The organism is Bacillus sp. NMCC46 (genome assembly GCF_002998465.1).
Classification (GTDB): Bacteria; Bacillota; Bacilli; order Bacillales; family Bacillaceae; genus Bacillus.
Genome location: NZ_PVQZ01000001.1, coordinates 220,559 through 240,238, shown reverse-complemented (window position 1 = coordinate 240,238; position 19,680 = coordinate 220,559). Strand labels below are relative to the sequence as shown.

Here is a 19,680-nt window from a genome sequence, read left to right as displayed (position 1 = left end):
ATGACACATATCTGCCAAGATTTCTAAGTCCTTTGGATGCTGTCTGACTAGGCATCATTTCTCAATTATTATTATTTTCAGAAAATGTGATGACGGAGAAAAATAAGTGTGTTTAAGTATATATAGAAGAAATTAAAATATTAATATAATATACCGCATGCGGAATGAACATTCATTCCTGAAATGAGGAGGGGATGAAGTGCCAGCAGTGACTGATAAACAAGAACAGATTATGAAGGCTTCACTAGATTTATTTATTGAACGGGGCTTTGATGGGACCACGATGCCGATGATATCAAAAAGAGCAAACGTCGGAGCAGGAACCATTTACCGTTATTTCGACAGTAAAGAGGCACTCGTCAACATTTTGTACCAGCGCAGCCTTTCTGCATTTATCGAAAAAATGAACACAAACAGTCCAGATCCAAAGGCAAGTATTCGGGCGTACTTTAAGCATGTATTTTATTGCTTGGTTTTATTTACAAAGGAGAATCCAAGCGGGCTATATTTCTTAGAAATTGATAAACGATCCCATTACTTAGACGAGACGAGCAAAGAGAAAATGCAGCTTTTGTTACATGAGCTATTCCTTATCTTTGAAGAAGGGAAAAAGGATGGGATTCATCCAAATCTCTCAGGTAGAACCATTTTATCGATTGTATTTGGTGCCTTTGTACAGCTGCATAAACAAATTCTTGCAGAAGAAATAGAGCCAACGATTGAATTTCTAGAGGACATTGAGCAATGTTTATGGCGCGCCATTAGCGTTGCTTCTTAATGATATAAAGGGAGTGGGCACATGCAACAAACATCAATCATTCCAAAACCAAAAACATACGGACCTTTTAAAAATATTCCCCATATCAAAAAGGGGGAGCTTTCTCAAACCTTTTGGCGTCTTGCAGATGAATTAGGACCGATCTTTCAGTTTGAATTTTCAAAAGCAACAAGTATTTTTGTTTCCAGCCATGAACTTGTCCAAGAAATATGTGATGAGAGCCGTTTTGATAAATACATTGGGAGCAGTCTCAATAAAGTAAGAGCATTTGCAGGAGATGGGTTATTTACGAGCTGGACAGAAGAACCGAACTGGAGAAAGGCTCACCACATCTTGATGCCGGCGTTTAGCCAGCAGGCCATGAAGGGCTATCATGAGATGATGCTCGATATTGCCACACAGCTTGTACAAAAATGGCAAAGAACAGGCCGTGATGAAGAAATTGAAGTAGCAGAGGATATGACAAAGCTTACTTTAGATACGATCGGACTTTGCGGTTTTGATTTTCGATTTAACAGCTTTTATAAAGAAAATCAGCATCCATTCATCGAAAGTATGCTGAATGGTTTAAACGAAGCGATGGATCAGGCGAGCCGGTTGCCGGTTGCAGATAAGCTAATGATCAAAAGAAGAAAAAAATTTGACCAAAATGTCGATTTTATGAAGCAATTAGTAGATGACATTATTCAAGAACGAAAAAAACAAGATAAAACGGGCGATGATTTACTGTCCCTCATGCTGCATGCAAAGGATCCTGAAACAGGAGAGCGCCTGTCAGATGAAAATATCCGCTATCAAATCATTACCTTCTTAATAGCTGGGCACGAAACAACAAGCGGGCTGCTATCCTTTGCGATTTATTTCTTATTAAAGAATCCAGAAAAATTAAAGAAAGCCGTCCAAGAAGCAGATGATGTGCTGCAAGGCGGACTGCCAACATTTAAGCAGGTACAAAAACTAAATTACACTCGTATGGTTTTAAATGAATCACTTCGCCTCTGGCCAACAGCGCCTACGTTCTCTCTTTATGCGAAAGAGGACACCGTCATCGGAGGGAAATACTCGATTGAAAAGAATCAAAGTGTCTCCGTGCTGCTCCCTAAGTTACATCGTGATCAAGCGGTATGGGGAGAGGATGCGGAAGAATTTAAACCAGAGCGGTTTCTACACCCTGAAAAGATCCCGCAGCATGCCTACAAGCCTTTTGGGAATGGACAGCGTGCATGTATTGGTATGCAATTCGCCCTTCATGAAGCCACTATGGTGCTAGCGATGGTCCTGCACAATCTGGAATTGATTGATCACACATCATATGAACTTGATTTAAAAGAATCTCTGACGATTAAGCCAAACGATTTTAAAATCAAAGTGCGGCCAAGGAAGCAGCAACTCTTTATGGCACCACCGAAAGAAGAGACGAAAAAAAGCACAAAATCTGATGAGTCAAAAGTGGCCAGTCACGGTACACCACTGCTTGTTCTATATGGATCAAATCTTGGCACGGCGCAGCAAATCGCAAACGAATTTGCTGAAGACGGGAAAGCAAAAGGGTTTGACGTGACCACTGCTCCGCTTGATGACTATACACGCCAATTACCAGATAAAGGTGCAGTCTTAATCGTGACTGCTTCATACAATGGACATCCGCCTGACCATGCGAAAAAATTTGTGGATTGGGTCACGCAGGATGAAGAGCAGGATTTATCAAACGTGACATTTGCTGTTTTTGGATGCGGAGATCGAAATTGGGCGAGTACGTACCAGCGTATTCCTCGTCTCATTGATGAAGCACTTGAAAGTAAAGGTGCAAAGCGTGTAGCTGATTTAGGAGAAGGCGATGCAGGCGGAGATATGGATGAGGATAAAGAAACATTCCAGAAAACGGTCTTCAAGCAGCTTGCAAAAGAATTTAAGTTCACCTTCCAAGAGAAAGGTAAGGAAAAGCCAAAACTATCAGTTGTTTATACAAATGAGCTAGTAGAACGTCCTGTGGCGAAAACGTATGGTGCTTTTTCAGCTGTTGTACTGAAAAATGAGGAATTACAATCTGAAAAAAGTGAGCGGCAAACAAGACATATTGAACTGCAATTGCCTGAAGGGAAACAATACAAAGAAGGGGATCATATCGGAATTGTTCCGAAAAATAGTGATGCACTCGTGCAGCGGGTGATCAATCGCTTCAATCTTGATCCTAAGCAGCACATCAAGCTTTCTTCTCAGAAAGAAGCAAGTCATTTACCTTTAGATCAGCCGATTCAAATGAGAGAATTACTTGCGTCACATGTTGAGCTTCAAGAGCCTGCAACACGTACGCAGCTAAGAGAGCTCGCAGCATATACAGTTTGTCCGCCTCACCGCGTGGAGCTTGAGCAAATTGCTGGTGAAGCATATCAAGAAGCCGTTTTAAAGAAACGAGTAACCATGCTGGACTTATTAGATCAATATGAAGCGTGTGAGCTGCCGTTTGTGCACTTTTTAGCACTTTTACCAGGTTTGAAGCCGCGCTATTACTCAATTTCTAGCTCACCAAAAGTCGAAGAAAAAAGAGTCAGTATCACAGTGGCGGTTGTGAAAGGTAAAGCGTGGAGCGGCCGCGGAGAATATGCCGGAGTCGCATCAAACTATTTATGCGGTCTGCAGGCAGGAGAAGAAGTCGCCTGCTTCCTCCACGAAGCGCAGGCAGGATTCCAGCTGCCACCTTCATCTGAAGTACCGATGATCATGATCGGACCGGGTACAGGAATCGCTCCATTTAGAGGGTTTGTTCAGGCAAGAGAAGTGTGGCAGAAGGAAGGAAAACCACTAGGCGAAGCTCACCTGTATTTTGGCTGTCGTCACCCTCTTGAAGATGATCTGTATTTTGAGGAAATGCAGCTTGCAGCGCAAAAAGGAGTTGTTCACATCCACCGGGCTTATTCTCGTCACAAAGAGCAAAAAGTATATGTCCAGCATTTGTTGAAAGAAGACGGCGGCATGCTGATCAAGTTACTTGACCAAGGTGGGTATCTTTACGTGTGCGGGGACGGAAAAGTTATGGCACCAGACGTAGAGGCTACGCTTATCGACCTCTATCAAAACGAGAAACATTGCTCGAAGGAAACAGCTGAAAATTGGCTGACAACCCTTGCAAATGACAATAGATATGTAAAAGATGTGTGGAGCTGAAAAATTAGGAAGACCGCCAATTAGGCGGTTTTTTCTATTTCATAGAGAGAGATCAATAGAATGAAGGTTGGAAAGATACAAAACACCTAATTTAAAAATGAAATATTTTGTAAAAAATAAGAATATTCTCTCATTTACTCCAATATGAAACAATCGTATGATTTTTGATATAGGACATAAAGGAGGAATATGATGAAAAAGGTGAAAATGTTACTCCCTTCTCTGCTCGTTTTTGGTGCTTTAAGTGTGCCTAGTTTTGCCCATGCCACATCGGATTCAGTACTAACGTCTGATTATGACATGGTGACTTCTGATGGAAAGGTGATCTCTTCAAGTGATTTCCACAATGATACGAAATCCCCCTCATCCTTTGACAAAGTGGATGATCTTTCTTCTACTGTTGGCGAAAAAGTAAAACCACTATCAAAATATTTAAAAGACTTTCAAACAAAAGTCGTCATTGGAGACGATGGAAGAACAAAAGTAGCAAACACAAGAGTGGCACCATATAATTCAATTGCTTATATTACATTTGGCGGCTCAAGCTGCACGGGGACACTCATTGCCCCTAACAAAATTTTGACAAACGGGCACTGCGTGTACAATACAGCATCGAGAAGTTATAGTGCAAAAGGATCGGTGTATCCAGGCATGAACGATAGTACAGCGGTGAATGGCTCAGCAAACATGACGGAGTTCTATGTACCAAGCGGATATATCAATACTGGCGCGAGCCAATATGATTTTGCCGTGATCAAAACAGATACGAACATTGGCAATACGGTCGGTTACCGCTCTATCCGTCAGGTGACAAACTTAACTGGGACAACGATTAAAATTTCTGGATATCCAGGTGATAAAATGAGATCGACTGGCAAGGTGTCGCAGTGGGAGATGTCAGGTTCTGTGACAAGAGAAGATACAAATCTCGCATACTATACGATTGATACATTTAGCGGAAATTCAGGCTCAGCGATGCTAGATCAAAATCAGCAAATCGTTGGGGTTCATAACGCAGGGTATTCAAACGGAACGATTAATGGCGGTCCAAAAGCGACAGCTGCCTTTGTTGAATTTATCAACTATGCAAAAGCGCAATAAAAGCTAGAGCACAAAGCTTGTTTCCTTCATAGGGGACAAGCTTTTTTATATGGATAGAATCACTGGTTTCTATCTGTCTAACCTGAGAGATTCATTGAGTTCTCAGCCTCATCATTTTTTTCACATGTCATTCGTGAACCGCTCATACATTAAAATAACACATTTCCTTTAAGTCAAGATTCTGCTTGAGAAAAATGAGGAGGTCTCACACTTTTGAAAATGAGAAGAGGCTGGATCACTGGTGTCGCCTTATGCTTTGTGATATGGATGGGCACGTTGTTAGGTGGATTTGGGGAGAAACATGCGGCAAAAGGTGCGGATCGATATGATCATGTCATTCAATTTCCAAAGGAACGGTACCCTGAAACAGGCAGCCATATTCAAGAAGCCATTCGAAAAGGGCATTCAGATGTGTGTACGATCGACCGAAATGGAGCAGATGCCCGCAGGCAAGAATCATTAAAAGGAATTCCGACTAAACCTGGCTTTGACCGGGATGAGTGGCCGATGGCGGTTTGTCTTGAGGGAGGAAAAGGTGCGAGTGTTCAATATGTCAGCCCATCTGATAATAGGGGAGCAGGCTCATGGGTTGGACACCAGATCAGCGGTTATCCTGATGGGAAAAGAATTTTATTTATTGTGAAATAAAACTGGATGAGAGGCACCTGTGAGTAGGTGCCTTTTTTGTTGATGATCAGAGCGTATTGGAGCTAGCAGGGACAAAAGATTCAGTGGTACAATGGATCTATAAGGTACAAAGACTGTCAAGAAGAAAATGTGAAGGGACATATGCTTATGGATAAGAACCGTGCATTATACGATTTTTTCATGCAACATGCAGAGAAACTGACTGAAACTTGGTATGAATCAATTGAGGATGATGATCCAGAATCAATCTATCGTTCAACAGATTCCAGCATCATAGCAGAGCTGAAACGGCAAAATCAAGATTATTACCAGCATTTTATACGTGCTCTTATTGAAGACAAGACATATTTACATACTGAGTTTAAAAAGTGGTCTGAAGACTTAGCCAGTGACCCGAAGCATTTAAATACACCATTAGATTATGTTGTGAGAGAATACATGTCCAATCAAAGAGTAGTCCTTCATTACTTAAAAGAATTTATTAAACAGCGTCAAGATGAAATTGATATTGACCGCATCTTTTATTGGTATGATTTAATTTCAGAGGCGTTTAATATTTCAATTCATGTGTTTATCCAGCAATATGTGAAAAATACAACGAGGAAGCTCGTGGCACAAAGAGACATGATTTACGAGCTGAGCTCACCTGTCATTGTTTTAAAAAATCATATTGCGTTATTGCCGTTAGTAGGTGACATTGATACAGCGAGAGCAAAGATGATTTTAGAAAATACGCTGAAACAGTGCTCGCAAAAAGGCGTACAGCATTTATGTATTGATTTATCGGGCGTTGTCATTATTGATACAATGGTGGCTCATCAAATCTTTGATCTTGTCACATCACTTCGGTTAATTGGAGTAGAGACGACCATTTCAGGCATCAGACCAGAAATTGCCCAAACAGCCGTGCAGCTTGGGCTTCCTTTTAATGAATTTCGCACGGCATCATCACTTGCTCACGCGCTGGACCGCATGACTGAATTTTCTCCAATATAAAAACCAGGCCGATTGAATGGCCTGGTTTTTGATTTAGATGACAGCGTCAATTTTTGTGACTTTCCAATCTTTTTGTACTTTTTCGTACGTAACAGTTCGTTTTACTTTGCGTCCATCAAGTGTTGGGACGGTGAATTCATATGTGCGGACCGTTTGTTTTTTAGAGACAAGTTTAGGTGTGGCTTTATCCCAATTAAGCATGTTGTCTCCGTCACCGACTGGAACAGCCATTTTGCCTTTATGAACAATGAACTGGTAGTCTTTTAAACCTTGATTGATGGCATCTTTTGTGAAAACTTGAGATAGGTAGCTGTTTAGTTTTTTCTTTGTATCAAATGTTTTAGAAAGATAGTTGTATGTCATGTCTTTATAGCTAAATGATTTTAATTTGTAATCGGAATGTTCATTAATTTTGTAGCCTGACATCGCACTCCAAAAGTGTTCTCGTGCGTCAAGGGCAATATGTAACGCTTCTTTATTTGTCAAAGCGGCTGGTTTTTTAGAAGCGGCCAATGTTGTAGATTGTAATGAGATCATAAGCATAATAGCAGTTAATAAAACGAATAATTTTTTCAAGGCGATTGCCTCCTTTTCTCAATGAAAACTTCTTATGTTACAAATGTTACAATAATTACAGTGATATTACAAGTATTAATTCTAAATGTTTTTTATTTCTTTTCTTTCTATATATATATAACGTTTGAGGGAGACAAAAAGTTTTCATTTTTTTATTTTTTCTTTATATCTACTATTTAACCGTTCTAAAGAAGAACAAAACGTTTTTTGGAAAAATTTTTGTTTGGACGTTCAACACGCTTTTTCATTTATGACATATACTATCGTGATGAATGTCTAAGAAAGTGGTGTTGAATATGTATTATCCGTATGAAGGTATGTGGAATGGGTACTCATATGACAGGCAGATGCAAGGATGGCCATCACTCCCTATTCCTCAAGTTGGAGGATTTCCAGGGTTTCCAATCGGAGGAGGAGGCACTGGACCCGGATCAAGCGGATCAGCTCCGCCAGCTCCGCCGCAGCATATCATTTCGCAGTATCAGCAAGCATTATCACAGCCTCAAAGCATGCAGTCACTTATTTCAGGGCAAACAGGTGGAGGTCAGCAATCTGTTCAATTTGCAGCGGGATGTAATAGAAGATGGACGATTGTGTTCATGAGAAACGGTCAAGTGTTTTTAATGTATGTCCTATCCTCACAGCCTTTCGGGAGGACAACTGGCTTTATTTGGCCAAACTTTACATTTGGTTCCTTCCCAAGCTCGCGTATTCTAGCATATTCTTGTTCATAAAAGAAAAAGCCGGTTCTCATCAGCAGCTGATGAAATACCGGCTTTTTTTAGTGAATATTTCTAAATACGCCAATCACTTTACCTAGTATACTTACATTCTGTAAAATAATCGGTTCCATAGATGGGTTCTCTGGCTGTAATCTAAAGTGTGTATCTTCTTTATAGAAACGTTTCACTGTCGCTTCATCTTCCTCTGTCATGGCGACGACAATATCTCCATTGTTAGCGGTGCTTTGCTGACGCACAATGACATAGTCCTTGTCCAAAATTCCTGCATCAATCATACTTTCTCCCATAATTTCAAGCATAAATACTTGTTCATCTGGTGCTGCAAAAGTCTCTGGAAGAGGGAAGTATTCTTCTACATTCTCAACAGCCGTAATAGGCAGGCCTGCTGTTACTTTTCCGATGACTGGTACGTTCATTACAGCACTCTTAGGAATATTCATTTCCTCTTCATCTAGTACTTCGATCGCTCTAGGTTTTGTCGGGTCTCTTCTAATTAAGCCCTTTGTTTCTAGTCTAGCTAAATGTCCATGAACCGTTGAACTGGATGCTAGACCGACAGCTTCTCCAATTTCACGAACGGATGGGGGATAGCCCTTACTTTTTACTTCTTCTTTGATGAATGTCAGGATATCGAGTTGTCTTTTTGATAGCTTCGTCATCTTTTGCACCTCAAAACGTCAATTTTAAAGAAATTATAGCATGTTTTTCCTAACAGTACAAACATAGGTTCGAAAAAAACGTTTGACAGAAACGTTTGTTCGTATTTATAATGAGTGACAGAAAGAGCGAACACATATTCTGTTAGGAGAGATGACATTATGAGGTTAAAAGAATCTATTATTTTTATTGGGGTATTCTCATTCATCGTTGGCATATTTCTCTCACTTATTGCAGTCACAAGCCATAATGATCCAAATCAGTATGTTAAAATAGAGGTTCAATCAGGTGATACTCTTTGGGGGTTAGCTGATCAAGTAAACGACAGCAAATCAATCGACAAAAATGCGTTTATTGACTGGGTCACAGAACACAATGATCTTGCTTCAACGGAAATCCAGCCTGGTGACATTCTTGTCATACCAGTCAAAAAAGAGCATCCAGTCGTATATCAACTTGCAACAGTACAATAGAAAGGTCGATTGAAGTCATGAATGCAATCATCTATGCGAGAGTAAGCACTGTCAAAGAAGAGCAGGAAACCTCGCTGAAGAGACAAGAAGAAGAACTGCTGGCTTTAGCTGCTATGCACAAGATGAATGTGGTGAAAGTCATCAAAGAAAAAGCAAGCGGATATGATCTAGATCGTGATGGTGTGTTTGATATGCTAGCTACACTAAAAGAAGAGTCAATTGATGCCGTTCTTATCCAGGATGAAACGCGTCTCGGAAGAGGACAAGCAAAAATTGCGCTTCTTCATTGTCTTTTTAAAGAGAACGTAAAGGTGTACAGTACGTTTCATAGAGGCGAGCTTGAGCTTTCAGAAGCAGATGAAATGGTTATTGAGATCGTAGGAGTAGTTGAAGAGTATCAACGAAAAATTCATAACCTGAAAATCAAGCGGGGAATGAGAAGAGCTGTTGAGCGCGGGTATCAGCCCGAACTGAATTTAAAACAGCAGGATCATGCGCCTGGCCGTGAGCGTATTGAAGTGCCGATTTCAGAAATTGTTCGATTAAGAAAAAACAACATGACATTCGCAGAAATTGCAGCAACTCTTCAGGCACTAGGTTTTGACATTTCAAAAGCAACGGTCCATAGAAGGTATCAAGAATATGAAAAAGGTCTGACCACCTAAAGCTTGATTTGTTGTCAAAATGATTGATATTTAGTAGTATGTAGAGAAAATGTTTTAAAGGAGTTTGTCATGATTTCTAAAAAGCAGCTTGCAAGAATCAATGAGCTTTCAAAAAAGTCGAAAGAGACCGGTTTATCAGACGCTGAAAAAACAGAACAAAAGCTATTGAGAGAAGAGTATTTAAAAGCTTTTCGTTCTTCTATGAAAAATACACTTAAAACCGTGAAAATCGTTGATCCTGAAGGAAACGATGTCACACCAGAAAAATTAAAAAGAGAAAGAGATCAAAATCTTCACTAAGTCTGTGATTTCTTAAATTTTGAAAAGATGGGAAGTATATTCTCATCTTTTTTCATATTTGCATAACTTTTTAGGTGATCGATAAACTAAATGTGACAAAATCACTCTTTTTCAGCGTGAAATAGTTGTGAAAAAAGGACAGTAGATTTATGATAATGGTGTACACAAGATACGGAAGGGGATTTATATGGAAACGATTGAATTGAAATCTATTGCAACAATACGTACTCTCTCCATAGACGCAATTGAAAAAGCGAATTCCGGTCACCCTGGAATGCCAATGGGTGCTGCACCAATGGCATACGCTTTATGGACGAATCACTTAAACGTAAGTCCGCAAAACCCTAATTGGTTTAACAGAGACCGTTTTGTTTTATCTGCGGGGCATGGTTCTATGCTTCTATATAGCATGCTTCATTTAAGCGGATACAACCTGAGCATCGATGATCTAAAACAATTCCGCCAATGGGGTAGCAAAACACCTGGACACCCTGAATTTGGACATACAGAGGGCGTAGATGCTACAACAGGTCCTTTAGGGCAGGGGATTGCCATGGCAGTTGGTATGGCACTTGCAGAAAGACATCTTGCGGAAACGTATAACAAAGACAACTTTAATGTTGTAGATCACTATACATACAGCATTTGCGGAGATGGGGACTTAATGGAGGGAATTTCCTCTGAAGCTGCTTCACTTGCTGGTCATTTAGGCTTAGGCCGTTTAATTGTTCTTTATGATTCAAATGATATTTCATTAGATGGCGACCTAGATCGTTCATTCTCTGAAAATGTGAAGAATCGTTTTGAAGCGATGAACTGGGAAGTTCTCTATGTGAAAGACGGCAACAACATTGAAGAAGTGACGGCTGCTATCGAAAAGGCGAAACAAAGTACAGACAGACCTACATTGATTGAAGTGAAAACAACGATTGGTTTCGGATCGCCTAACCGTGCAGGAACGTCTGGTGTGCATGGTGCACCGCTTGGCAGCGATGAAGCCAAGCTGACGAAGGAAGCTTACTCTTGGACGTTTGAAGAAGATTTCCATGTACCTTCTGAAGTGTACGATCATTTCAAAGAAGCTGTAAAAGACGCTGGTCAGAAAAAAGAAGCAGCTTGGAATGAACTATTTGAACAATATGAAAAAGAATACCCTGAGCTTGCAGCTCAACTGAAGCTTGCGATTGAAGGAAAGCTTCCTGAGAATTGGGAACAAGAGATTCCTGTTTATGAAGCAGGTTCAAGTCTTGCCTCCCGCGCTTCTTCAGGCGAAGTATTAAATGGCATTGCGAAGCAAGTACCTTTCTTTATTGGTGGGTCTGCTGACCTTGCAGGTTCAAACAAAACAACGATTAAAAATACAGACGACTTTGGTAAAAATAATTATGCCGGCAAGAATATTTGGTTCGGTGTCAGAGAATTTGCAATGGGTGCCGCGTTAAACGGTATGGCACTTCACGGCGGCCTTCGTGTATTCGGCGGAACGTTCTTTGTTTTCTCAGATTACTTAAGACCAGCTATTCGTCTTGCTGCCTTAATGGGACTTCCAGTCACATATGTTTTTACTCATGACAGTATCGCTGTTGGTGAAGATGGTCCGACACATGAGCCGGTTGAACAGCTTGCTTCATTACGTGCGATGCCTAATCTTTCTGTTATTCGCCCAGCGGATGGAAACGAAACAGCTGCAGCGTGGAAACTTGCTGTATCTTCAACGGATAAACCGACAGCACTAGTTCTGACTCGTCAAAACCTTCCAACGATTGACCAAGCACCAGAGAAGGCGTATGAGGGAGTAGAAAAAGGTGGATACGTCGTCGTTGAAGCTGCTGATGCACAGCCCGAAGCACTTCTACTCGCTTCTGGATCTGAAGTCGGTTTAGCGATTGAAGCGCAAAAAGCACTTGAAAAAGAAGGGATCCGCGCGTCTGTTGTCAGTCTTCCTGCATGGGATCGTTTCGATCAGCAGTCAGATGAATACAAAGAATCAGTCCTTCCTACAGCAGTGCGGGCACGTATTGCGATTGAAATGGGGGCTTCACTTGGCTGGGAGCGTTACACTGGTCTTGATGGTGACGTGATTGCCATTGATAAATTTGGCGCTTCTGCACCAGGTGAAACCATTATTGAGAAATATGGATTTACGGTCAGCAATGTGGTCAGCCGTGTGAAAGCGAAGCTGAACAAATAATCAGTCTCCAAGCATCATGCTTTTTTTCATCTGTTTGCAGAGCATTTTCATCCGCTCTGCAAACTTTTTTCTTTTTTCTTGTTTTTTTGACAAAACTAGTTTCTTCTTGCTTCATATATAGACAATTCTTTCTTTCACATTTTTGTATAATACAAGCAATATACGAGATTGACGAAATGTGAAAGGAAGGGATAGACATGGAACGCCATTATTATATTTATTGGATTGAGGATGAATTTGCACATCATTATTTTGGCAGAGAATCGATTTTGTTTCATTTGTTTGAGTCGTTACACTGGACGAACCGCACGGAAGATGAATTGGTGATGCTTGTGAAACAAGTGGATTACGTGACGAAACGAATCCCTGCTTTTCATATGCACCAGCGATTAATGAACAACTTAACGAACATTCACTATACACAAATTGGCTCGATATACAGCGCTTCCTTACCTGATGGAAAAGGAACGGCTGCATTTATTATAAAAGACCGTTATATCCAAATGTCTGCCACCGGCAGTTACGAGGCAGAAGCGGTGTTTTTTGAAGTGCTGAGAAAAATTAGTCCTTGCTTTCTTGCGATGGACTTTGGTTCAAAGAAGCATGGGTGGCTCAATCCGGTAAAAGTGAGGAATTTTGTTTAAAAAAATAAAATTGAACGTGAAATGTTGTATAATAGCCTTTTGTTTAGTACACTTTATACGAGACAACATGAAGGAGGAAGAATTATGGATTTATGGGTTGTCATCCTTGTAGGCGTTGTTGCACTGCTTGCAGGAGTTGCACTCGGATTCTTTATTGCTCGTAAGTATATGATGAGCTACTTGAAAAAGAATCCACCAATTAATGAACAAATGCTTCGAATGATGATGATGCAAATGGGCATGAAACCGTCCCAGAAGAAAATCAATCAAATGATGAAAGCCATGAACAACCAAGCGAAATAATACGTACGATATTATGATCATAGATGGAACATGGTTATAAAGAATGGACAAGCGTTGTCCTATCTTTATTGAATTCACCTTCATCAGACGCTTTAAAACCACTGTACTTGCATGAATGAAGCAGGGAAGGTGGTTTTTATTTTTGCGTCAGCCTCCTGTTAAAAACAAAAAACCCCTGTAATCAGAGGTTTTTGTTTCGTTTATGGTCACATATCAACTGTTCTAAAAATCGTGCAGCATGATAGATATCATGAGATATGATTAGTTGGCTGAGTTTGAGTGTAAGTGTCGTTGATATTGTAAGAGAAGATGATCTAGCTGCTGGCTATGTTCGATGGTCACTGTTGATGTCATCCCATTATGCAAGACAACTTTCATCAGCTCTTCTCTTTTTTCTTCGATTTGAGTTAATAATGATGTTTTTACCAAAGTCATGTTCCTTTCATGCAAATCTTGATAAAAAGAATCGATTTTATTATATCCATTTTAAGGTTTATTTTCAAATTTAAAGGATTCGTTATCTTGATGTCAAATTAAATTATATAAGGTTTTAAGAGAATAGACCATCTTTATTGAGAGGATGTAAAAAAAATGAAATGATTTTGTCATCTCTTATTGTATATTGTAAGAAGGGGGTGTTCTTTTGACAGATTTGAATTACTTTTTAGCTTTTGGAGCAGGGTTTCTTTCTTTTATCTCACCATGCTGTCTGCCGCTTTATCCAGCCTTTTTATCGTATATTACGGGCGTTAGTATAGATGAAGTGAAATCTGAGAAGGTGATGCTGAGAAGAAGAAGTCTGCTTCATACCTTATTCTTTTTAGTTGGATTCTCTATTATATTTATTGCGATTGGCTTTGGGACATCGTATGTTGGGAAGTTTTTTTATGATTACCATCAAGCAATTCGCCAGGTTGGAGCCATTCTCATTATTTTCTTTGGTTTTATGATTCTTGGTGTCTTCCAGCCTTCTTTCCTTATGGGGGAAAAGAGAATGCAGTTCAAAAATCGTCCTGCTGGTTTTTTTGGGTCAATTCTCATCGGAATGGGCTTTGCCGCTGGATGGACACCTTGTACAGGACCTATTTTATCTGCTGTTATCACACTTGCTGGTAACAATCCGGAGTCGGCTGTCACATATATGATTGCGTATGTATTCGGATTTGCCGTTCCGTTTTTTGTTCTATCCTTTTTCATCACGAAAATGACGTGGATCAGAAAGCGCCAGCAGCTTATCATGAGAATTGGCGGGATCATTATGATTGTGGTAGGGATATTGCTGTTCTTTGATCTTCTGACATGGATTATCATCATGTTCTCCTCATTGTTCGGCGGATTTACAGGCTTTTGAAATCGTTTTCTACAGTCGCGGCGAATGGTTTTTTTTCGTCAATTGGAGTATATTATACATAGGCTGACCTTAAAGAATAAAGGAATGATTTGATATGATGGTCTTGATCTCTTCTATAATTGCGATATGTATGGCGGTAGCCGTCATGTTTATTCGCATTAAGTCATCTGCAAAACCTGCAACCGCAAAAAAAATTATATTACCTCCTATTTTCATGAGCACTGGGGCACTAATGTTTTTTGTTCCTATGTTTCGAGTAACTGGGGCTGAATTTCTAGAGGCGATCACAGTGGGGATGTTTTTCTCCATCTTTTTAATCAAAACATCGAAGTTTGAAATTAGAGGGAATGACATTTATTTAAAGCGATCAAAAGCATTTGTGTTTATTCTCATTGGACTTCTTGTTCTTCGTATCGGGATGAAGACCATCCTGAGTTCTTCTATTGATTATGGTTCTCTAAGCGGGATGTTTTGGATTCTTGCCTTTGGCATGATCGTACCTTGGCGCGTTGCTATGTATTTGTCGTTTAGAAAGCTGTCTAAGCAATTAGATCCGCAGCAGGTTCAAATGAATTAAACCTCCTTTTGATAAAGGAGGTTATTTTAATAACGATTCATATGGCGTGTGATCGATGTTTTTTTCTTGAAGGCGCTTCAGTAAAAACTTATGATCCCGCTTTGGGGTAGCGATAATATAGCCGCGAATGATTAAATCTAAATTAATGCTGGCAGCTTGTTCTTTTAAAGCCAGCTCGCCAATCTTTCCCGCAATTTTTTCTTTGGCTACATCTCTAAACAGCTCTGGAACAGGTAATACGAGTTCATTTAAAAGCTTTTTGTCTTCTTCCCGCCATAGGTGGAGGCTCTTTTGAATATATTCATCCTGCCAATCAAGCTCTGATTTCCCATCTTCCTTCGGCAATCGTTTTAAAAATTTGCGAAACATAAAAAAGCCACCGATTGCGAGTAATCCGATCATCACCGTACCCCAAAATAAAATGAACCACAAAAACCAGCCGCTTAACATGTTCTCACTCCTTATACCCCTCGTCTCTTATCTTATTTTACATGAAGAGATGATAGAAGAAAATAACAAAAATGTATGTCTCTCATCTCTATGAACGCCTTTTTTCATTAATAACTGCCCATTTACTAGAAAGACCCAAACCATCTAGTAGAAAGAGAATACCTTATCATATAGCGACTCTACTATTTGGCCATGGTGGTTCGCAAAAGGTATTGACTTGACACGAACGGAAGAGAGCCCACCAAATGAAGGTGGGCTCTTAATGTTTGAAGTGCGGGATTTGAAAGGAAAATGCCCCGCTTGGATGGTCAGAACTTTTTTTAATTCTTATCGAAATGATTCGGTTTTCGTATTCTGTTTCAATATCTTTGTCGTTCAAATAAAAAGGGAGCATGACACTTTTTTCAATTGGCTGTTCGCCTTCATCATTTGGCTTTTGTACCGTGTAAGCGAGAGTCAGCTCATGTCCAGCGAAGGTCAGCTTTACATCAGTGATCGATAGGGTGGATACATCAATCTCAATAATATAATCACGGCTTGTTTCATAAAGGTCAATTGGGAGGTGTTCATCATACCAGGCAAATGGATCATCCATTAAAACATTGAGCCAATCATCTATTTCTAGAAAATCAGAGGAATTCGATTGCTTTTCATTCTCCATAAACACTCCTCCATCACATCTCATAATAAATGATATGTTGAGAACTGAAATGTGTGAAAGACCTAAAACATCCCGCTTTGCCACGGGATGAGAGGAGAATATTTACATATCGTGATGAGAATTGTGCTTTTGTCTTGTATGGTTGCGGTTTTTCACTTTTTTACTGCCTGATAATGGCTCAGGCTGTCCGCCTTGATGCTCCTTAGGTGAGTTTTGACGGATGTCTTTTCCTGTGTTTTTATTCGTCATGGTGATTGCTCCTTTCTTATTGGTTTTTTTTACGTTTTTTATTGTTTTGTCTTTGTTCTTCTGTTAAAACGAGTTGGTCATCTTCAATATAACCTGCACCATTCCCTTGGCTTTTGGCTGCGTTCATGCCGTCAATCACATGATTTGCTTTGCGTTTTGTCATGTTCTATCACCTCAATTGTAGTATGATCCCGCCCTGCTTGGTTTATGAAGAGTAATCATTTCCTAATGATAAGCTAAACTTATTGAATTTAATAAAAGCATTGTTATTTACTTATGTATGAATTTGTTTTAAGATGAAATTGTGAGAAAATTGTGGTGAAATACGACGATTTTTCTGAGAATTGAAATTGATCTTGATCATCAAAAGGGGGATTTTGGACATGTCGAAACAGCAGCAAGTCGCTAAACAAGACGCTTTTCAATCTAGAAAAACGTTTTCGACAAATGGGAAAACGTATCACTATTATTCGTTAGAAGCACTAGAGAAACAAGGAATCGGAAATGTTTCTAAGCTGCCTTATTCCATTAAGGTACTTTTAGAATCAGTGCTTCGCCAAGTAGACGGTAGAGTGATCAAGAAGGAACACGTTGAAAACTTGGCAAAATGGGGAACTGCCGAGGTCAAAGAAATTGATGTTCCATTTAAACCTTCTCGTGTTATTTTACAAGACTTCACAGGTGTACCAGCCGTCGTTGACCTTGCTTCTTTAAGAAAAGCAATGGCAGATGTAGGCGGGGATCCGGATAAAATCAACCCTGAAATTCCAGTTGACCTTGTCATTGACCACTCAGTACAAGTTGATAAAGCTGGAACTGAAGATGCTTTAAACATTAACATGGATTTAGAATTCGAACGTAACGCAGAGCGTTATAACTTCCTTAGCTGGGCAAAGAAAGCGTTTAATAACTATCAAGCTGTTCCGCCTGCAACAGGGATTGTTCACCAAGTAAACTTAGAGTACCTTGCAAGTGTTGTTCATGCGATTGAAGAAGATGGTGAGATCATCACTTACCCAGATACATTGGTTGGTACTGACTCTCATACAACCATGATCAACGGTATCGGCGTACTTGGATGGGGCGTTGGCGGTATTGAAGCAGAAGCTGGTATGCTCGGTCAGCCTTCATACTTCCCAGTACCAGAAGTCATTGGTGCTAAATTAGTTGGAGAGCTTCCAAACGGAACGACTGCAACTGACCTTGCATTAAAAGTGACACAAGTTCTGCGTGAAAAAGGCGTAGTGAACAAATTCGTTGAATTTTTCGGACCTGGAGTTGCACAACTGCCGTTAGCGGATCGTGCAACGATTGCGAATATGGCGCCTGAATACGGTGCTACTTGCGGATTCTTCCCAGTAGATGAGGAAGCTCTTGCTTACCTTCGCCTTACTGGACGTGATGAAGAGCAAATTAATATCGTTGAAGAATATTCTCGCGCAAATGGCTTATTCTATACGCCAGATGCAGAAGAGCCAATTTTTACGGATGTTGTGGAAATTGACCTTTCTCAAATTGAATCAAACTTATCTGGTCCAAAGCGTCCACAAGATTTGATTCCACTTTCTGAAATGAAAGAGACGTTCCATCAGCACATTGAAAGCCCAGCTGGTAACCAAGGTTTTGGCTTAGAAAAATCGGAGCTGGATAAACAAATTGAATTTGATCTTGCAAATGGTGAAAAAGCTGTGATGAAGACAGGTGCGATTGCGATTGCAGCGATTACGAGCTGTACGAATACATCGAATCCATACGTCTTAATCGGAGCAGGTCTTGTTGCGAAGAAAGCAAGTGAGCTTGGTATGAAGGTGCCAAACTACGTGAAAACGTCACTAGCACCAGGTTCTAAGGTTGTGACAGGATACCTCGTGAACTCAGGACTTCTTCCATACTTAAGAGACCTCGGATTTAACATCGTTGGGTATGGCTGTACAACATGTATCGGAAACTCAGGACCGCTTGCGCAAGAAATCGAGGATGCTGTCTCTGAAAATGATCTGCTGATCACTTCTGTTTTATCAGGTAACCGTAACTTTGAAGGGCGTATCCACCCGCTTGTGAAAGGAAACTACCTTGCATCTCCACCATTAGTTGTGGCGTATGCACTTGCTGGTACGGTGAATATTGATTTAACAAAAGACCCTATCGGTGTGGATAAAAATGGTGAGAACGTTTATTTCGATGATATTTGGCCATCAATGGACGAAATCAACAGCGTCGTCAAAAGCACTGTCACACCTGAGTTATTCCGTTCAGAGTATGAAACTGTTTTTGACAACAATGACCGCTGGAATGAAATTAAAACGACGGATGATGCATTGTACAAATGGGATGAAAATTCCACATACATTGATAACCCGCCATTCTTTGAAAACCTATCAGTTGAACCTGGTAAGGTTGAACCGCTTAAAGGCTTGCGCGTCGTTGCCAAGTTCGGTGACTCTGTGACAACTGACCATATTTCTCCTGCTGGAGCGATTGGTAAAGACACACCTGCGGGTAAATACTTGCAAGAAAGAGGCGTATCGCCTAGAGACTTTAACTCATACGGATCTCGCCGTGGTAACCACCATGTCATGATGAGAGGTACTTTTGCAAACATCCGTATTAAGAACCAAATCGCACCAGGAACAGAAGGCGGATATACAACTTATTGGCCAACTGGTGAAGTGACATCCATTTATGATGCATGCATGCGATATAAAGAAGATGGTACGGGTCTTGCAATCTTAGCAGGTAAAGACTACGGAATGGGTTCTTCACGTGACTGGGCTGCAAAAGGAACAAACCTTCTTGGAATTAAATTTGTTCTAGCTGAAAGCTTTGAGCGTATCCATAGAAGTAACCTTGTCTTCATGGGCGTACTTCCTTTACAGTTTAAAGACGGAGAAAGTGCAGAAACTCATGGTCTAACAGGAACAGAAACATTTGAAGTTCATGTTGATGAAACAGTTCGTCCACGTGATCTTGTCACTGTGAAAGCAATTGATACAGATGGCAATGAGAAAATATTTGAAGTGGTTGTTCGCTTTGACAGTGAAGTCGAAATTGACTACTATCGTCATGGCGGTATCCTTCAAATGGTACTTCGTGAAAAATTGGCAAGCAACTAATACTCATACAGCAAAGAAGAGAAGGCGCCTAGACAGCTT

At 40.3% G+C, this 19,680-nt stretch carries 22 protein-coding genes; 15 read left to right on the top strand and 7 right to left on the bottom strand.

Annotated elements, in window-relative coordinates; genetic code table 11:
* Positions 1-232: 232 nt before the first annotated feature.
* The 5 genes from C6Y01_RS01210 (at position 233) to C6Y01_RS01190 (ending at position 6,688) form a co-directional block, all read left to right on the top strand.
* Positions 233-778, top strand: coding sequence for a TetR/AcrR family transcriptional regulator (locus C6Y01_RS01210; RefSeq protein WP_249114887.1), 546 nt, complete (start codon positions 233-235; stop codon positions 776-778).
* A 21-nt stretch (positions 779-799) separates the two neighbouring features.
* The gene (locus tag C6Y01_RS01205; RefSeq protein ID WP_106037733.1) at positions 800-3,943 is read left to right on the top strand and encodes a bifunctional cytochrome P450/NADPH--P450 reductase; all 3,144 of its coding nucleotides are present in this window, start codon (positions 800-802) and stop codon (positions 3,941-3,943) included.
* 192 nt (positions 3,944-4,135) lie between these two features.
* Positions 4,136-5,044, top strand: a complete 909-nt coding sequence (locus tag C6Y01_RS01200; protein ID WP_095285213.1) for a trypsin-like serine peptidase — start codon at positions 4,136-4,138, stop codon at positions 5,042-5,044.
* 267 nt (positions 5,045-5,311) lie between these two features.
* Complete coding sequence (locus C6Y01_RS01195; protein WP_045210079.1) at positions 5,312-5,692, top strand: NucA/NucB deoxyribonuclease domain-containing protein; 381 nt, start codon at positions 5,312-5,314, stop codon at positions 5,690-5,692.
* Between the two features lie 147 nt (positions 5,693-5,839).
* Complete coding sequence (locus C6Y01_RS01190; RefSeq protein ID WP_095285214.1) at positions 5,840-6,688, top strand: STAS domain-containing protein; 849 nt, start codon at positions 5,840-5,842, stop codon at positions 6,686-6,688.
* 33 nt (positions 6,689-6,721) lie between these two features.
* On the opposite strand, the gene C6Y01_RS01185 is transcribed toward C6Y01_RS01190, so the two are convergent.
* Positions 6,722-7,264 (bottom strand): IseA DL-endopeptidase inhibitor family protein, encoded by a 543-nt coding sequence (locus tag C6Y01_RS01185; protein ID WP_034660768.1) that lies wholly within the window; start codon positions 7,262-7,264, stop codon positions 6,722-6,724.
* 296 nt (positions 7,265-7,560) lie between these two features.
* Here C6Y01_RS01185 and C6Y01_RS01180 point away from each other — a divergent pair, with 296 nt between their 5' ends.
* Positions 7,561-7,998, top strand: coding sequence for a hypothetical protein (locus C6Y01_RS01180; protein ID WP_034660769.1), 438 nt, complete (start codon positions 7,561-7,563; stop codon positions 7,996-7,998).
* A gap of 47 nt (positions 7,999-8,045) precedes the next feature.
* Here the strand turns inward: C6Y01_RS01180 and lexA are convergent, their stop codons facing one another.
* A complete protein-coding gene (gene lexA, locus C6Y01_RS01175) occupies positions 8,046-8,666 on the bottom strand; it encodes a transcriptional repressor LexA (protein ID WP_003212311.1) in 621 nt (206 codons plus the stop codon).
* A gap of 159 nt (positions 8,667-8,825) precedes the next feature.
* On the opposite strand from lexA, the gene yneA reads away from it, so the two are divergent.
* The 6 genes from yneA (at position 8,826) to C6Y01_RS01145 (ending at position 13,240) form a co-directional block, all read left to right on the top strand.
* Positions 8,826-9,137: a cell division suppressor protein YneA gene (gene yneA / locus C6Y01_RS01170; protein ID WP_034660770.1), complete on the top strand. Its 312-nt coding sequence runs from the start codon at positions 8,826-8,828 to the stop codon at positions 9,135-9,137.
* Positions 9,138-9,154: 17 nt separating this feature from the next.
* Positions 9,155-9,802: a YneB family resolvase-like protein gene (locus tag C6Y01_RS01165; protein WP_003211322.1), complete on the top strand. Its 648-nt coding sequence runs from the start codon at positions 9,155-9,157 to the stop codon at positions 9,800-9,802.
* 69 nt (positions 9,803-9,871) lie between these two features.
* A complete protein-coding gene (locus tag C6Y01_RS01160; RefSeq protein ID WP_034660771.1) occupies positions 9,872-10,102 on the top strand; it encodes a DUF896 domain-containing protein in 231 nt (76 codons plus the stop codon).
* A 187-nt stretch (positions 10,103-10,289) separates the two neighbouring features.
* Positions 10,290-12,293, top strand: coding sequence for a transketolase (gene tkt, locus C6Y01_RS01155; RefSeq protein WP_106037732.1), 2,004 nt, complete (start codon positions 10,290-10,292; stop codon positions 12,291-12,293).
* A 197-nt stretch (positions 12,294-12,490) separates the two neighbouring features.
* Positions 12,491-12,937 (top strand): sporulation inhibitor of replication protein SirA, encoded by a 447-nt coding sequence (sirA, locus tag C6Y01_RS01150; RefSeq protein ID WP_012010100.1) that lies wholly within the window; start codon positions 12,491-12,493, stop codon positions 12,935-12,937.
* Between the two features lie 84 nt (positions 12,938-13,021).
* The gene (locus C6Y01_RS01145; RefSeq protein ID WP_003212379.1) at positions 13,022-13,240 is read left to right on the top strand and encodes a YneF family protein; all 219 of its coding nucleotides are present in this window, start codon (positions 13,022-13,024) and stop codon (positions 13,238-13,240) included.
* Positions 13,241-13,501: 261 nt separating this feature from the next.
* Here the strand turns inward: C6Y01_RS01145 and C6Y01_RS01140 are convergent, their stop codons facing one another.
* Positions 13,502-13,675, bottom strand: coding sequence for an aspartyl-phosphate phosphatase Spo0E family protein (locus tag C6Y01_RS01140; protein WP_369810454.1), 174 nt, complete (start codon positions 13,673-13,675; stop codon positions 13,502-13,504).
* A 208-nt stretch (positions 13,676-13,883) separates the two neighbouring features.
* Here C6Y01_RS01140 and C6Y01_RS01135 point away from each other — a divergent pair, with 208 nt between their 5' ends.
* Together C6Y01_RS01135 and C6Y01_RS01130 are read left to right on the top strand one after the other, a co-directional pair.
* On the top strand, positions 13,884-14,591 hold the full coding sequence (locus C6Y01_RS01135) for a cytochrome c biogenesis CcdA family protein (RefSeq protein ID WP_034660773.1): 708 nt from the start codon (positions 13,884-13,886) through the stop codon (positions 14,589-14,591).
* A gap of 94 nt (positions 14,592-14,685) precedes the next feature.
* Positions 14,686-15,168 (top strand): CcdC family protein, encoded by a 483-nt coding sequence (locus tag C6Y01_RS01130; protein ID WP_034660774.1) that lies wholly within the window; start codon positions 14,686-14,688, stop codon positions 15,166-15,168.
* Positions 15,169-15,189: 21 nt separating this feature from the next.
* Here C6Y01_RS01130 and C6Y01_RS01125 read toward each other — a convergent pair whose 3' ends face one another.
* From C6Y01_RS01125 to sspO, 4 genes are all read right to left on the bottom strand, one after another.
* A complete protein-coding gene (locus C6Y01_RS01125; RefSeq protein WP_095285215.1) occupies positions 15,190-15,618 on the bottom strand; it encodes a DUF2621 domain-containing protein in 429 nt (142 codons plus the stop codon).
* A 259-nt stretch (positions 15,619-15,877) separates the two neighbouring features.
* Positions 15,878-16,279 carry an Hsp20/alpha crystallin family protein gene (locus C6Y01_RS01120; protein ID WP_034660776.1) on the bottom strand — a complete coding sequence of 134 codons (402 nt, stop codon included), beginning with the start codon at positions 16,277-16,279 and terminating at the stop codon, positions 15,878-15,880.
* A gap of 102 nt (positions 16,280-16,381) precedes the next feature.
* Positions 16,382-16,528 (bottom strand): small acid-soluble spore protein P, encoded by a 147-nt coding sequence (locus tag C6Y01_RS01115; protein ID WP_003211331.1) that lies wholly within the window; start codon positions 16,526-16,528, stop codon positions 16,382-16,384.
* A 16-nt stretch (positions 16,529-16,544) separates the two neighbouring features.
* Complete coding sequence (sspO, locus tag C6Y01_RS01110; RefSeq protein ID WP_034660777.1) at positions 16,545-16,691, bottom strand: small acid-soluble spore protein SspO; 147 nt, start codon at positions 16,689-16,691, stop codon at positions 16,545-16,547.
* Between the two features lie 220 nt (positions 16,692-16,911).
* Here sspO and acnA point away from each other — a divergent pair, with 220 nt between their 5' ends.
* Positions 16,912-19,641: an aconitate hydratase AcnA gene (acnA, locus tag C6Y01_RS01105; RefSeq protein ID WP_034660778.1), complete on the top strand. Its 2,730-nt coding sequence runs from the start codon at positions 16,912-16,914 to the stop codon at positions 19,639-19,641.
* Positions 19,642-19,680: the final 39 nt, after the last annotated feature.